Below are 14,827 nucleotides of genomic sequence, written 5' to 3' on the forward strand. Positions count from 1 at the left end.
TGAGAGCGTTTCATTTAAGCTAAGGGAGAGAGGTGATCCAATGAAAATCATTATCATAGGCGGGTCCTTTGGGGGTGTCAGCTGCGCCCGTGAAGCACGCCGATTATACCCTGACGCAGAGATTTTATTGATAGAAAAAAAAGCCCATCTTGGGTTTGTTCCAAGCGGTTTGTTATTGCTGATCGAAGGCAGGATCGCATCGCTGGAAGAAGCATTCTTTTGTACGAAGGAGCAGCTGGAGGCAGAAACGATCGACGTTGCCTTAGAAGAAACGCTTCTGGAGATTTTTCCTTCGGATCATCGGATTCGAACGGATCAGCGAGAACTAAGTTATGATCGACTCGTCTTGGCAGCAGGCTCCAGTCAAGATTCCACTGTTTTGCCACAACCAGAAGAAGCACTACTGACCTACAAGGAATATGAGGCAGCCAAGCATTTCTTGCAGCAATTGCCCCAAGCAGAGTCGATTACCATCGTAGGTGCTGGTCAAGCGGGGATGGAAGCGGCGAATACCTTGACTGCGATCGGAAAAAAAGTCAGTGTGATCGAATCAATGTCATATCCTTTATTCAAGTACTTTGATCACGATTTTTTGCAGCCCTTTTTAACGGAGATCGAAAAAATCCCCAACTTGCAGCTGCATTGGTCCAAGCCAACTTTGGCAGTCGTTAAAACGGAAACAGGCTTTCGGATCGAAACCGCCGATCAAGGCTATGAAAGCGATCTGGTATTGACGACAGTCAACGTTCATCCTCGCTTGCCAGAGGCATTTGCGGTCTTTGAATTACACAGTGATCAAACCATCTGGACAGATGCTTACTTGGAAACTTCTGCCACGGATATTTTTGCGGTCGGCGATTTGATCCAAATTCCAAATGCTATTACGAAAGACACGGTCTATATGCCCTTAGTCAACAATGCTGTTCGCTCAGGAATCGCAGCAGCTCGTAATCTGGCAAGCAAAACCACCCCGTTTCGTGGCGGATTGCGGACAGTCGGAACGCAACTGTTTGGGTGGTACTTAGCAAGCACCGGCTTGACCGAGTCGGATCGGTTTTTCTTCGAATCTCCGATCGTCTGTCATGCGTTTACTGCCGCCAGTTCCTTGTTTGATCCAACACAGGTTCATGGAAAAGTGATGATCGAACAAGCCAGCGGCCGAATCGTTGGTGCGCAGCTTTTATCAAAAGCCAATATTTTGGAAAAAATCAATTTACTAGCGTTTGCGATCGAGCAGCAGGCAACGATGGAGGAGTTGACCCAAAAAGACTTTTTCTTCCATCCACGATTCACTAATGTAATCGACGAAACTTTTCTGTGGTCGGGAAGTGATGCCGATGAGACTTGATCAGTTATTAGAAAAAAAAGAAGCAAAGCAATTGCAGCTGCTCAAAAAGCTTTTACTGGTGGGCGGAAAAATGGAGCTGCACGAGCTGGCGAGCTATCTTGGCATCAGTAAGCCTTCCTTGGAAAAATATGTGGAGGAGTTGCAAGATGAGCTGGCTCACTACCAAGAGCAGTGTCGGTTGTATTATCGAAAAGGTGTCCTGGTCTTTGAAATGAGTCCCACTTTTTCCCTCAATCAAATCGAATGGGCGTTTTATCGTTCAGCATTGAAATTTCAAATCCTCGAGCATCTTTTGCAGCATCAAGAGGTGACCACTGTCCAGCTGGCACAAAAATTAGCGGTCAGCGAGTCATCCTTGTTTCGCAAAATCAAAGAGCTAAATGGCTTGCTAGCAGAATTCGAGTTAGAGATCTGGCAAGGAAAGCTGATTGGGGAAGAAACGCAAATTCGTTATTTCTATTTTGAACTCTTTTGGTATGTCCATTCTTTCGGCAGTCAGCCGCTGCCGATCGATGAAAAATACGTCGGTCTGATCACACGAGGTCTGAACATGACCTTCACGAAAGAAGCCCAACAGCGCTTGTCCTTATGGCTGAGGATTATGAAGGCGCGACTGAAAATTACTACTCAATCCTTTCAAGTCTTACGGGAGAAAATGGTACCCTACACGAAAGATCCTTTGTTTCAGCAATTACGGGAGTTAGTATTTCGTGGGTTTGGCCATTATGCATTAGAAGTCAGAGAAGAGGAGGCGATGCTGCACTTTGTCTTTTTACTGTCGTTCTCGGTGTTATCCGAACACGATCTGCAAGTGTATATGCTGCAGCGTTCTCGGTTTACGCCAACTGCCTTGACGGATACCTTGATTTTGGAACATATTTTGCATCTCTACCGCCCATCGTTTGTTCCCCGTGAAATCGAAGCCACTTGTTATGGTCACCTGCTGCAGATCCACAGCCGCGTGTATTTTTTCAAAGGGGATGTGGAGGTTTTTGATCGAGAAAATATTTGGCAGTTAGAAGCGCAGCTATCCAGTCGTAACATCCAGCAAATCAGTAACGAACTATTGGATAAGGCTTTAGCAGAGCTTGATATCAAGCCATCTGATAAAAATAGTTTGTTGATGATGACGATGGTCAAATACTTGAGCGTGATCACGATCATCGATTATCAAATCAATCGGGAGTTTCGCGTCGGGATCGCTTTGAAAATGGATGAACTGTTTAAAGAAGCCCTCTACTACATGTGGCTGCTGTATCTCAAAAATTTGAATGGCGTAGTCGTAGAACGCTATCGCCCAGAACAAGAATATGACTTGATCTTGGCAAATTATGCTATCGAGACGAAAACACCGACTTATCGAATCAGTGAACTAGGTACCGCTTATGACCGGGAAACGATCAAAAAAATGATCCGCGAACGCTTTCAATAGTGGATTTCGTCAATTTCTTAGAAATTTGAAAAAAAATTGACGAACCACATTGCGAAAGTTCAGCTAAAATAAAAGCAAGTCAGAAAGCGCTAACAAGAAAAGCGTATAAAAAACTAAAGGGAGCGAATCAAATGGCAGAAAAAAATTATGTAATGGCGATCGACCAAGGAACCACTAGTTCAAGAGCAATTATTTTTGATCGTAATGGGAAAAAAATCGGCAGTTCACAAAAAGAGTTTCCGCAATACTTTCCAAAATCGGGTTGGGTAGAACACAACGCCAACGAAATTTGGAACTCTGTCCAATCAGTCATCGCAGGGGCATTTATTGAATCAGGTATCCGACCAGAAGCAATCGCCGGCATCGGGATCACCAACCAGCGTGAAACGACAGTGGTTTGGGACAAAACGACAGGCCAGCCGATCGCAAATGCAATCGTTTGGCAATCCCGCCAATCTTCACCGATCGCTGACCAATTAAAAGCAGATGGCCATACAGAGATGATTCATGAAAAAACTGGGTTAGTCATTGATGCGTATTTCTCAGCGACCAAGGTGCGCTGGCTTTTAGACAATATCGAAGGGGCACAAGAAAAGGCGGATAATGGCGAGCTACTTTTCGGAACGATCGATTCATGGCTTGTGTGGAAACTGACAGATGGGCAAGTCCATGTCACCGACTACTCCAATGCTAGTCGGACGATGCTTTACAATATCCATAAATTAGAATGGGATCAAGAAATCTTGGATCTTTTGAACATTCCAAGCTCGATGTTACCAGAAGTCAAAAGCAACTCAGAAGTCTATGGTCACACCCGCAGCTACCATTTTTACGGCAGTGAAGTACCAATCGCTGGAATGGCTGGGGACCAACAAGCCGCCCTCTTTGGACAAATGGCCTTTGAAAAAGGCATGATCAAAAATACTTACGGCACTGGGGCATTTATCGTCATGAATACGGGTGAAGAACCACAATTGTCTGACAATGACCTACTGACGACCATCGGGTATGGCATCAACGGCAAAGTCTATTATGCCTTAGAAGGAAGTATCTTCGTTGCTGGATCAGCGATCCAATGGCTGCGGGACGGTCTACGAATGATCGAGTCTTCTCCGCAATCAGAAGAAATAGCTGCCAAAGCAAAAGGCGATAATGAAGTGTATGTGGTGCCTGCCTTTACTGGATTGGGTGCACCCTATTGGGATTCAGATGCAAGAGGAGCCGTCTTTGGCTTGACTCGTGGGACGACGAAGGAAGATTTTGTTCGGGCAACATTGCAAGCTGTTGCGTATCAATCAAAAGATGTCATCGACACGATGAAAAAAGATTCTGGCATCGATATCCCATTGCTGAAAGTCGATGGCGGTGCAGCCAAAAACGATCTATTGATGCAGTTCCAAGCGGACATTTTAGACATTGACGTGCAACGAGCTGCGAATCTGGAAACAACCGCATTAGGTGCAGCTTACTTGGCAGGGCTAGCGGTTGGCTTCTGGAAAGACTTGGATGAATTGAAATCAATGGCAGAAGAAGGGCGAATGTTTACACCAGAAATGCCAGCAGAAGAAAGAGACAATTTGTACGAAGGCTGGAAACAAGCGGTGGCAGCTACTCAGACCTTCAAATTCAAAGCGAAGAAAGAAGGCGAGTAAGCCATGACCTTTTCACATAAAGATCGGAAGCAAACCATTCAAGAAGCGGCAAAGACCACCTATGATGTATTGATCATCGGTGGTGGGATCACTGGCGCGGGGGTTGCTGTTCAAACCGCAGCCGCTGGGATGAAGACGGTGCTTTTGGAAATGCAGGATTTTGCCGAAGGAACGTCTTCGCGGTCCACCAAACTCGTTCATGGCGGTATTCGTTATTTGAAAACCTTTGACGTGGAAGTGGTCGCTGACACCGTGCGGGAGCGGGCGATCGTGCAGCAAATTGCTCCGCATATCCCGAAACCAGATCCAATGCTTTTGCCAATCTATGATGAACCAGGGGCAACCTTCTCCTTGTTTTCTGTCAAAGTGGCGATGGATCTTTATGATCGCTTAGCGAATGTGACAGGCAGTAAATACGAAAATTATCTGCTGACGAAAGAAGAGGTCTTAGAACGCGAACCTCAGCTGCAGGCGGAAAACTTAGTCGGTGGCGGTGTCTATCTTGATTTTCGCAACAACGATGCCCGCTTGGTGATCGAAAACATCAAACGAGCAAAAGCCGATGGGGCAGCAATGATCAGTAAAGCCAAAGTCGTCGGCATCTTACATGATGAGCAAGGCATCATCAATGGGGTAGAAGTGGAGGACCAACTGACAAACGAGCGCTTTGAGGTTCACGCTAAAGTCGTGATCAACACGACAGGCCCTTGGTCAGACATCGTTCGTCAATTAGACAAGAATGATGAGCTGCCGCCACAAATGCGTCCGACGAAAGGTGTCCATTTAGTGGTCGATCGGGAAAAACTAAAAGTGCCGCAACCAACCTATTTTGATACTGGGAAAAATGATGGTCGGATGGTTTTCGTGGTACCAAGAGAAAATAAGACCTATTTTGGCACAACCGATACGGATTATACAGGCGATTTCGCCCATCCAACGGTCACGCAAGAAGATGTTGATTATCTACTGACCATCGTGAATGAACGCTTCCCTCACGCTCAGATCACCCTTGATGATATCGAAGCGAGCTGGGCAGGATTGCGTCCGTTGATTGTGAATAATGGCGGGTCTGATTACAATGGCGGCGGTAAAGGCAAACTATCGGATGAAAGCTTTGAGCAGATCGTTGAAAGCGTCAAAGAGTATCTTGAAGATGAGCGGCAGCGACCAGTCGTAGAAAAAGCTGTAAAACAAGCACAAGAACGAGTAGAAGCCAGCAAAGTGGATCCATCGCAAGTTTCTCGCGGCAGCAGTTTGGAACGCTCAAAAGACGGACTATTGACGTTGGCAGGGGGGAAAATCACCGATTATCGCTTGATGGCGGAAGGAGCAGTTAAACGGATCAATGAATTGCTCCAAGAAAGCGGTGCATCCTTCGAGTTGGTGGATTCAACCACGTACACAGTTTCTGGTGGTGAGCTTGATGCAGCCAATGTAGAGGAAGAATTAGCGAAGCTGGCTGACCAAGCGCAAGCCGCTGGATTCGATGAAGCAGCTGCGACGTATTTGGCTCATCTTTATGGGTCGAATCTTCCCCAAGTATTGAACTACAAGACGAAGTTTGAGGGCTTAGATGAAAAAGAAAGTACGGCCTTGAACTATTCCTTGCATGAAGAAATGGTTCTAACGCCTGTCGATTATCTATTGCGTCGGACCAACCATATCCTATTTATGCGAGACACCTTAGATGAAGTCAAAGCCGGTGTCGTTGCAGCTATGACCGACTTCTTTGGCTGGAGCGAGGAAGAAAAAGCAGCCCGTGTAGCCGAATTGAACCAAGTGATCGCAGAATCAGATTTAACAGCCTTAAAAGGAGGAAAAAAAGATGAATGAAACAACCCAGATCTTTAGTGAATTTCTAGGAACGGCTATTTTGGTTTTGTTAGGGGATGGTGTGTGTGCGGCTGTCAATCTGAAAAAGAGTAAAGCAGAAGCCTCTGGCTGGATCGTGATCGCAATGGGCTGGGCGACAGCGGTAACGATTGCCGTTTACGTTTCAGGGTACATGGGACCTGCTCACTTGAATCCAGCCGTTACATTAGGCATGGCGATGACGGGGAATTTTTCTTGGAGCTTGGCTGTACCGTTTATGCTGGCACAAATTGCTGGTGCGATCGTAGGGGCGATCCTCGTTTGGCTCAACTACTTGCCATTATGGGATGAAACAAAAGACCAAGGCGCGATTTTAGGTACCTTTGCAACAGGGCCTGCGGTTCGTAATTTAGTATCGAATACCATCACTGAAGTGATTGGTACCTTTGTCTTAGTCTTTGGCTTATTGGCTTTTGGTGCCAATACCTTTACGGATGGATTAAATCCCATCGTCGTTGGGATCTTGATCTTAGCGATCGGGCTGTCGCTTGGTGGACCAACAGGCTATGCCATCAACCCGGCACGGGACTTAGGACCACGGATCGCTCACCAAATCTTGCCAATCAAAAACAAAGGGACTTCCGATTGGGGTTATGCGTTAGTACCAATCATCGGTCCAATGATCGGGGCAGCGATCGCAGCTGGTTTGTTTATGATGTTGCCATTATAAACGATGTTATTTTAAGGATGATGCCTATTGGTATCATCCTTTTTTAATCTTTAGCAATTGTCATTGAATTTGCTAAAAAAACATGGTTAAATGAAAAAGCTGAAACAGAACGAAGGAAGGAGCTTTTACTTGAAAAAAATTCTGCGCTTTTTCATGTGGGTGGCGATTGTCCTGATCGGACTCTTAGCTGCCGTTTTTCTGGCTTTTCAACTCTCCCCACGACCGGGGGCTTTTTTGATCGGTCATCTGTTTAACCAAGAAGTGACCATCAAGGATGAGGCAGCTTATCAAAAAAGTTTGCCGAATGTGACTGTCAAACAGGACTTGACGTATCAATCGGATTATCAACGTAGTACCTTTGATCTATATTATCCCAAAGAGGCACAAGGCCCTGTTCCAGTCATTTTTTGGGTCCATGGGGGCGGCTATGTCGGCGGAGACAAAGAAGGGGTCAAAGAGTTTGCGACCTATGTCGTCGATGAAACCAAAGCCGCTGTGATTTCGATTAATTATGAATGGGCACCAAGTCTGCATTATCCTGGACAGGTCAAACAAGTAGCCCAAGCGGTAGACTCGATCAAAGCAGATGCCCAAGCATACCCCATGCTGGATTTCGATCAACTCTTCTTCGGCGGGGATTCTGCAGGAGCCCAAATCGCTGGGCAATATGTGGCGCTGCAAACCAATCCAGCGTATGCGAAGGAAATGTCCTTTGATCAAGACATTCCTGCATCGGCCCTGAAAGGGTTTATTTCCTATTGCGGACCGCTTGATTTGAAGCAGATCGCTGGGACTTCTTCAGATGATCGCTTTATGAAATTCTTTGTCAAAACGGTGGCTTGGTCGTTATTAGGAAAAAAAGTATGGCAAGATAGTCCCCAACTGCAGGAGATCTCACTGGTGGATAAATTGACGGCTGATTTTCCACCAACGTATATCACGGATGGCAATGCCTATTCCTTTGAAGACCAAGGCATTGCTTTTGCCAACCAGCTGCAAGCTCTTGATATTCCCGTGACGAGTCGCTTTTACAAAGGGGATTCGGAAACGGTGACCCACGAATACCAATTTGATTATAGCTTGCCCCAAGCACAGGCCTGTTTGACAGAAACGTTGACCTTTATCAAAGACCAGTTGGCTCACTAAAAAACACCTTGTTTCTCACCCTCAATTGGCGAGAAACAAGGTGTTTATTTGTCAGCAGATCAATCAAGTCCGATGAAGTAGTCATCGTCTTTCATCGCTTCCACGGAACCAAGCAGATACCCGTTCCCAACTTGTGAGAAGAAGTCGTGGTTGCTGGTACCAGTTGAAATACCGTTCATGACGATTGGATTGACATCGTTGGCGGTATCTGGGAAAAGCGGGTCTTGACCTAGATTCATCAAAGCCTTATTGGCATTGTAACGCAAGAAGGTTTTGACTTCTTCGGTCCAGCCGATCTCATCGTATAATTCTTCGGTATAACGCTCTTCATTTTCATACAACTCATACAACAAGTCGTACATCCAGTCTTTCAGCTTTTGCTGTTCGTCTTCTGGTAATTTGTTGAAACCTAATTGGAATTTGTAGCCGATATACGTGCCGTGAACGGATTCGTCACGAATGATCAATTTGATGATCTCCGCTACGTTCGCTAGTTTGTTATTGCCTAAGTAGTAAAGGGGTGTATAGAAACCTGAATAGAATAAGAAGGTCTCTAGAAATACACTGGCGATTTTTTTCTCTAGCGGTGTGCCATTTTTGTAGATCTCATTGATTCGTTCGGCTTTCTTTTGCAAATATGGATTGGTGTTGGTCCATTCAAAAATATCAGCGATCTCCGCTTTTGTATTCAGGGTGCTGAAAATCGATGAATAGCTTTTTGCATGGACAGATTCCATAAATTGGATGTTGTTCAAGACCGCTTCTTCATGTGGGGTGCGGACATCTTTACGCAGTTGATCCATACCGCTTTCTGATTGAACGGTATCTAATAAAGTCAAGCCGCCAAAGACGTAGCCCACCGTTGTTTTTTCTAATGGTGATAGCGTCCGCCAGTCATCAAGGTCATTTGATAAAGGGATCCGCGTATCTAACCAGAATTGTTCTGTTAATTTTTCCCAAGTGGATTTATCGATGATATCTTCGATCTCATTCCAGTTGATTGCTTCATAGTAAGTCTTACCCATAGTCGGTTCCTCCAATAATCGTATCAAGACAACAGCCGACCCGCTGTCAAGAAAGAGCAGGGGCAGGCGGTTGGTTCGTTTTCAGGCAAAAGTTGGATTAGATGACGCAGCTTTCACATTGGTTGCTGCCGATCTCTTCTGCATCATCTGTAAAGGTCCGTACATAGTAGATCGATTTGATGCCTTTGTGGAAAGCATAGTGACGCAAGATGTTCAAATCACGGGTGGTTTGTTTTGTCGTTTCTTTCCATTCATAAAGACCTTCTGGAATATCTGAACGCATAAACAAGGTCATACTCATACCTTGATCGACGTGTTTTTGAGCAGTTGCGTAAACATCGATCACTTTGCGCATATCCATATCGTAGGCTGATTTGTAGTAGCCGATCGTCTCATTGCTCAAGTAAGGTGCTGGATAGTAGATCTTTCCGATTTTCTTTTCTTGGCGTTCTTCGATCATCCGTGTGATTGGGTGGATGCTGGCACTCGTATCATTGATATAAGAGATCGAACCATTTGGTGCAACGGCTAGGCGGTTTTGGTGATACAAGCCGGTTTCTTTGACTGTTTGTGCCAAGGCTGCCCAATCTTCACCAGTTGGTAAAAAGACGCCTTCGAACAATGCTTTGACTTTTTCCGATTTTGGTTGGTAGTCACCTTGGATATAATCGGTGAAGTAGCTGCCGTCTGCATACGCTGATTTTTCAAAGTTATGGAAAACTTCGCCTTTTTCTTTGGCGATGGCATTGCTTTCAACCAATGTCCAATAGTTCAACAACATGAAATAAAGATCAGTAAATTCAAGGGATTCTGGTGAACCATATTCCATTTGATTTTTTGCAAAATAGGTATGCAAGCCCATTGCGCCTAAACCGATCGTGTGGTTCAAGGCATTCCCATTTTGGATCGATGGTACTACGTCAATGTCAGACGCATCAGTAACAAAGGTCAAGGCACGAGTCATTGCTCGAACAGATTTCCCAAAGTCAGGGCTGTCCATCAAGTTCACGATATTGGTGGAACCTAAGTTACAGCTGATATCTGTTCCTAAAACTTCGTATTCTTGTTTGCCGTTGATCTCAGATGGTGCTTGGACTTGAAGGATCTCGGAACAAAGATTACTCATGATGATCTTGCCATCAATTGGGTTGCTGCGGTTTGCTGTATCGATATTGATGATATAAGGATAACCAGATTCTTGCTGCAATTTAGAAATTTCGTTTTCTAGATCACGGGCTCTGATTTTGGTTTTGCGAATCCGTGGGTTCATGACTAAGTTGTCGTATTCCTTGGTGATATCGACATAAGAGAAGGGCACGCCATATTCTTTTTCGACACTGTAGGGACTAAAGAGATACATCTCTTCATTTTTACGCGTCAATTCGTAGAATTTGTCAGGTACGATCACACCTAATGATAAGGTTTTGACACGGATTTTTTCATCCGCATTTTCTTTTTTCGCTGATAAAAAGCTGATGATGTCTGGGTGGAAGACGTTCAAGTAGACCACGCCAGCCCCTTGCCGTTGACCCAATTGGTTTGAGTAGCTGAAGCTATCTTCAAACAATTTCATTACAGGCATCACACCACTTGCTGCCCCTTCGTAGCCTTTGATAGGCGCGCCGGCTTCCCGCAAGTTTGATAACGTGATCCCGACACCGCCGCCGATCCGTGAAAGTTGCAGTGCGGAGTTGATCCCACGACCGATCGCGTTCATGTCATCAGTGATTTGGATCAAGAAACAAGAAACCAACTCACCGCGACGTTTGCGTCCTGCATTCAAGAAAGAAGGGGTTGCTGGTTGGTAACGTTGGTAGATCATTTCATCTGCCAAGCTCATTGCTAACTCTTCATTGCCATCCGCAAAGTAAAGGGCGTTGAAAGCCACCCGATCTTCGTAACGTTCTAGATACGCGGTACCATCATTCGTTTTTAATGCGTATTGTGAATAAAACTTGTAAGCAGCCATAAATGATTTGAAAGTAAAGTGTTGCTCATCTAAGAATTGATACAATTGCTCAATAAAGGCAGGGCGATACTTTTTGATAAATTCTTCTTCTAAATAATCATTTTCAATCAAATAATTGATTTTGTCCATTGCAGTCGCAAAGGTTAAGGTATTTGGTTCAACGTTTTCTTTAAAGAATGCCGCTAAGGCTTCTTTGTCTTTATTTAATGGAATTTGACCATCTACTGGACGGTTGATCTCATTATTCAATTTGAAATAACTGACATCTTTGATTTCTTTCAAGCTCATAAATGGCTAACCTCTTTTCTTGTTTTGTTCGTATAAAAAAGGACTTGCGGTCTGGACGACTGACAAATCCCTCAAAAGCATCACATTGAGAAAAATCTTAGCTCGCTAATTGACGTAGTTGATCTGGACGGAAACCGATGATCGTTTGCGCATCAGAGGTAATGACTGGCACACTTTGGAATCCTTGTTCTTTCAAAAATTCTAATGCTTCAGGCTCATTATCAATATTGATTTCTTCAAATGCAATCTGATTTTCACTTAAAAAGCGTTTCGCCATTTTACATTGCATGCAGTTGTTTTTAGAAAATAGTTTGATATTCATAATTGTTTCCTCCGAGTTGTAATAGTTATAAACCTAGTATAAATAAGTCTCGGAGAAAGTCAACGAAAAAACACTATATCTTGTGCTTGTGAATTTGACATACACAATTTATAGTGTTTCTGTGTTTTTTATGCAAGGGAAAAAAGCGGAAAATACTTAGAATTACAAGGTTTTTGCGTAATTAATACAGGGGATATGCAATCAAAATGAGTAAAAGAAATCCGTATTGTGAAGGAAGATTCAAAGTGAGGCCCAAAACAGATTGACTTCTTATGGAAATGGCTCTATTATAATGATAATCATTCTCAATTAAAGTAGGTTAATTATAACAACACTTCACAAAAGGAGTAAGAAGCAATGAAAATGGCGCAAACTCGGGCTTCTGGAACATACAAAATTGACTCGTTGGCGACCACCAAAGAAATCACGGCTCATTTAAATGATCTTGGTATTCGCACGGGCGTTGAAATCGTTGTGGTACAAAAAGATCGCAAAGGCGGCATCATTTTACACCAAGGGACGCGGATCGCTTTAGATGAACGGGTCATGGAACAAATTGATGTCACAGAAACCCAGCAGCAAACCATCATTACCTCTTTGGATCAGCTGCAAGTCGGTGAAAGTGGGAAGGTCAATCAGATCGCCGCCAAAGGTGCGGTGCGCCGTCGATTGATGGATATGGGACTTACGAAAAACGTCCATTTGGAAGTGGTGAAGCTGGCTCCTTTGGGTGATCCGATGGAGATTCGGCTCCGCGGCTATGAGTTGTCTTTGAGAAAGCAAGAAGCAGCGTTGGTTTTTGTCGAAAAAGGAGTCGAAGCGTAATGACCTATCACTTTGCATTAGCAGGAAATCCCAATAGCGGAAAAACGAGTACCTTCAATAAATTGACCGGTACCAAACAAACAGTGGGGAATTGGCCAGGCGTTACCGTGGAACGAAAAGCGGGGCGACTGCGAAAAGACCGACAAGTCTTGATCCAAGATCTACCAGGGATCTATTCCTTGTCGCCGTACACACCAGAAGAACTGATTTCTCGCAATTATTTGATGGAAGCATCATTGGACGCGGTGATCAATATTATCGATGGAACCAACCTGGAGCGCAACCTGTATCTAACATTGCAATTATTAGAAATGAATGTCCCGACTGTGGCAGCCATCAACATGATCGACCTATTAAAGAAAAAAGGCTTGCAGATCAATTTCGAAAAGCTGGCTTACGGTCTAGGGATTCCCGTAGTGGGCATCAGTGCTTTGAAGCAACGCGGCTTAACCAAAATGATCGAGGCAGCGAAGCATGTAGCCAACACACAACCGCTTCCTCCCCGCTACGATGCTCGTCTAGAAGCTGGCTTGACCGAGATCATGGCGATTTTGCCAGAGACGATCCCTCAGCAGCAAAAACGCTGGTTTGCCATAAAACTCTTCGAAAAAGATGAAGCGATTCAGACGATGTGTAAACTAACTGATTCCCAGCAGGCAGTCCTTCAGGAGACGATTTCGATTTTAGAGCTGATCTTTAAAGACAGCAGTGACGCCATTCTCGTCAATGAGCGCTATGGCTTCATTGAAGAATTGTTGGCGCTGGCAGTCATCAAGGAAACAGATCAGCACTTAGCCTTCAGCGACAAAATCGACCGTGTGTTGACCCATCGCGTATTGGCACTACCGATTTTTGCCTTCATTATGTGGGGAATCTACTATTTATCGATTCAGACGATTGGTACGATTGGTACTGATTGGGTCAATGATGTATTATTTGGCAGCTGGATTCCCGAAACAGCAGCGCACTGGCTAGAACAGCTGCAAGTCGCCCAGTGGCTGCAAGAACTGATTTTAGATGGCATCGTGGCAGGGGTCGGTGCGGTCTTAGGCTTTTTGCCGCAGATCTTCGTGCTGTTTTTTTGTTTGGCTATCTTGGAGGACTGCGGGTACATGGCACGGGTAGCATTTGTCATGGACCGCCTGTTTCGCAAGTTTGGTCTATCTGGCAAGTCGTTTATCCCCATGTTGATCGCTACCGGTTGCGGGGTGCCGGGGGTGATGGCAAGCCGAACGATTGAAAATGAAAAGGATCGTCGGTTGACGGTGATGGTCACGACCTTCATGCCTTGTTCTGCTAAATTGCCGATCATCGCATTGATCTCAGGAGCCTTTTTCCCTCAGTATAGTTGGGTCGCACCATCGGCTTATTTTGTCGGCATGGGTGCTGTGATTTTTTCAGGGATCGTCTTGAAAAAAACGCCTTTATTTGCAGGTGATCTGGCACCATTTATTATGGAACTGCCAGCGTATCACTTGCCGCAGCAAACAACGATTTTGAAAAGTGCCTGTGATCGAGCCATTGCTTTTGTGAAAAAAGCCGGTACGATAATTTTTGTGGCTTGTATCTTTGTCTGGTTTACCTCCAGCTACAGCTTTGCCTTGCAGCGGGTCACAGAAGACCATAGCATTTTGGCTTTTTTCGGTCGACTGTTGGCGCCGCTTTTCGCTCCCCTAGGCTGGGGAACCTGGCGAGGCGCCGTGGCGACGATCACTGGCTTGGTAGCCAAAGAAAATGTGATCGGCACCTTTGGGATCCTCTACGGACAAACCGGGGAGTTGTCAGAAAGCGGGACGGAGATTTGGCAAGTGTTGCGCGGCGATTACACTGCTGTGGCCGCATACTCTTTTCTCGTCTTTAATTTACTATGTGCCCCTTGTTTTGCAGCTATCGGTGCGATCCACCGTGAAATGGGGGACAGCAAGTGGACATGGTTAGCCATCGGCTATCAATGTGGCTTGGCGTACTGCGCCAGTTTGTTGGTCTACCAATTCGGGCACGTCATCTTTGAAGGCGGACACCTCACGCTCGGTGTTTTCGCGGCAATCCTCATTGCTGGGCTATTGGTATTTGCTCTGTTGAAGAAACCATTCCGAGGGAGTGCACCCTTGATCCAAGTCGTAGGAGGCGGAAAATGATTGCTACAATAATTCTAAGCGGCCTGATTTTTGGCTATGGCACCCGTGTGGTGTACCGCATGGTGAAAAAGGATCATTGTTCTGATTGTCATAGCAGTTGTCCTGTGAAGCATGAGGAAGCAAAGTAGCAGATAGCTTCA

Annotated in this window: 12 protein-coding genes; 9 read left to right on the forward strand and 3 right to left on the reverse strand. The window is 45.1% G+C overall.

Annotated elements, in window-relative coordinates:
- Positions 1-40 precede the first annotated feature (40 nt).
- The 6 genes from QN079_RS03310 to QN079_RS03335 all read left to right on the forward strand — a co-directional run bounded on the left by QN079_RS03310 (position 41) and on the right by QN079_RS03335 (position 8,120).
- Complete coding sequence (locus QN079_RS03310) at positions 41-1,348, forward strand: NAD(P)/FAD-dependent oxidoreductase (protein WP_118214655.1); 1,308 nt, start codon at positions 41-43, stop codon at positions 1,346-1,348.
- Complete coding sequence (locus QN079_RS03315; RefSeq protein ID WP_213336131.1) at positions 1,338-2,780, forward strand: AcpB/EbpR/MafR family transcriptional regulator; 1,443 nt, start codon at positions 1,338-1,340, stop codon at positions 2,778-2,780. Before QN079_RS03310 ends, QN079_RS03315 begins: the two co-directional genes overlap by 11 nt.
- 131 nt (positions 2,781-2,911) lie before the next feature.
- Positions 2,912-4,432: a glycerol kinase GlpK gene (glpK, locus tag QN079_RS03320; RefSeq protein WP_289230380.1), complete on the forward strand. Its 1,521-nt coding sequence runs from the start codon at positions 2,912-2,914 to the stop codon at positions 4,430-4,432.
- A gap of 3 nt (positions 4,433-4,435) precedes the next feature.
- Positions 4,436-6,265 carry a type 1 glycerol-3-phosphate oxidase gene (gene glpO / locus QN079_RS03325; RefSeq protein WP_289230381.1) on the forward strand — a complete coding sequence of 610 codons (1,830 nt, stop codon included), beginning with the start codon at positions 4,436-4,438 and terminating at the stop codon, positions 6,263-6,265.
- Positions 6,258-6,974, forward strand: coding sequence for an MIP/aquaporin family protein (locus QN079_RS03330; protein WP_005225178.1), 717 nt, complete (start codon positions 6,258-6,260; stop codon positions 6,972-6,974). The genes glpO and QN079_RS03330 overlap by 8 nt, the downstream gene beginning before the upstream one ends.
- 90 nt (positions 6,975-7,064) lie before the next feature.
- Positions 7,065-8,120 (forward strand): alpha/beta hydrolase, encoded by a 1,056-nt coding sequence (locus QN079_RS03335; protein ID WP_289230382.1) that lies wholly within the window; start codon positions 7,065-7,067, stop codon positions 8,118-8,120.
- A gap of 59 nt (positions 8,121-8,179) precedes the next feature.
- On the opposite strand, the gene nrdF is transcribed toward QN079_RS03335, so the two are convergent.
- The 3 genes from nrdF to nrdH all read right to left on the reverse strand — a co-directional run bounded on the left by nrdF (position 8,180) and on the right by nrdH (position 11,724).
- Positions 8,180-9,145 carry a class 1b ribonucleoside-diphosphate reductase subunit beta gene (nrdF, locus tag QN079_RS03340; RefSeq protein ID WP_289230383.1) on the reverse strand — a complete coding sequence of 322 codons (966 nt, stop codon included), beginning with the start codon at positions 9,143-9,145 and terminating at the stop codon, positions 8,180-8,182.
- A gap of 97 nt (positions 9,146-9,242) precedes the next feature.
- Positions 9,243-11,402 carry a class 1b ribonucleoside-diphosphate reductase subunit alpha gene (gene nrdE, locus QN079_RS03345; protein ID WP_005225181.1) on the reverse strand — a complete coding sequence of 720 codons (2,160 nt, stop codon included), beginning with the start codon at positions 11,400-11,402 and terminating at the stop codon, positions 9,243-9,245.
- A 97-nt stretch (positions 11,403-11,499) separates the two neighbouring features.
- Positions 11,500-11,724, reverse strand: a complete 225-nt coding sequence (nrdH, locus tag QN079_RS03350) for a glutaredoxin-like protein NrdH (protein ID WP_005225182.1) — start codon at positions 11,722-11,724, stop codon at positions 11,500-11,502.
- 357 nt (positions 11,725-12,081) lie between these two features.
- On the opposite strand from nrdH, the gene QN079_RS03355 reads away from it, so the two are divergent.
- The 3 genes from QN079_RS03355 to QN079_RS03365 are packed head-to-tail and all read left to right on the forward strand — an operon-like array spanning position 12,082 to position 14,815.
- The gene (locus QN079_RS03355; protein ID WP_060793026.1) at positions 12,082-12,549 is read left to right on the forward strand and encodes a FeoA family protein; all 468 of its coding nucleotides are present in this window, start codon (positions 12,082-12,084) and stop codon (positions 12,547-12,549) included.
- The gene (feoB, locus tag QN079_RS03360; RefSeq protein WP_289230384.1) at positions 12,549-14,687 is read left to right on the forward strand and encodes a ferrous iron transport protein B; all 2,139 of its coding nucleotides are present in this window, start codon (positions 12,549-12,551) and stop codon (positions 14,685-14,687) included. The genes QN079_RS03355 and feoB overlap by 1 nt, the downstream gene beginning before the upstream one ends.
- Entirely contained in the window at positions 14,684-14,815 is a 132-nt protein-coding gene (locus QN079_RS03365; protein ID WP_010747544.1) for a hypothetical protein, read from the forward strand. Before feoB ends, QN079_RS03365 begins: the two co-directional genes overlap by 4 nt.
- The last annotated feature ends 12 nt before the right edge of the window (positions 14,816-14,827 follow it).

The sequence above is a fragment of the Enterococcus sp. FZMF genome, from assembly GCF_030263915.1.
GTDB lineage: Bacteria > Bacillota > Bacilli > Lactobacillales > Enterococcaceae > Enterococcus_D > Enterococcus_D casseliflavus.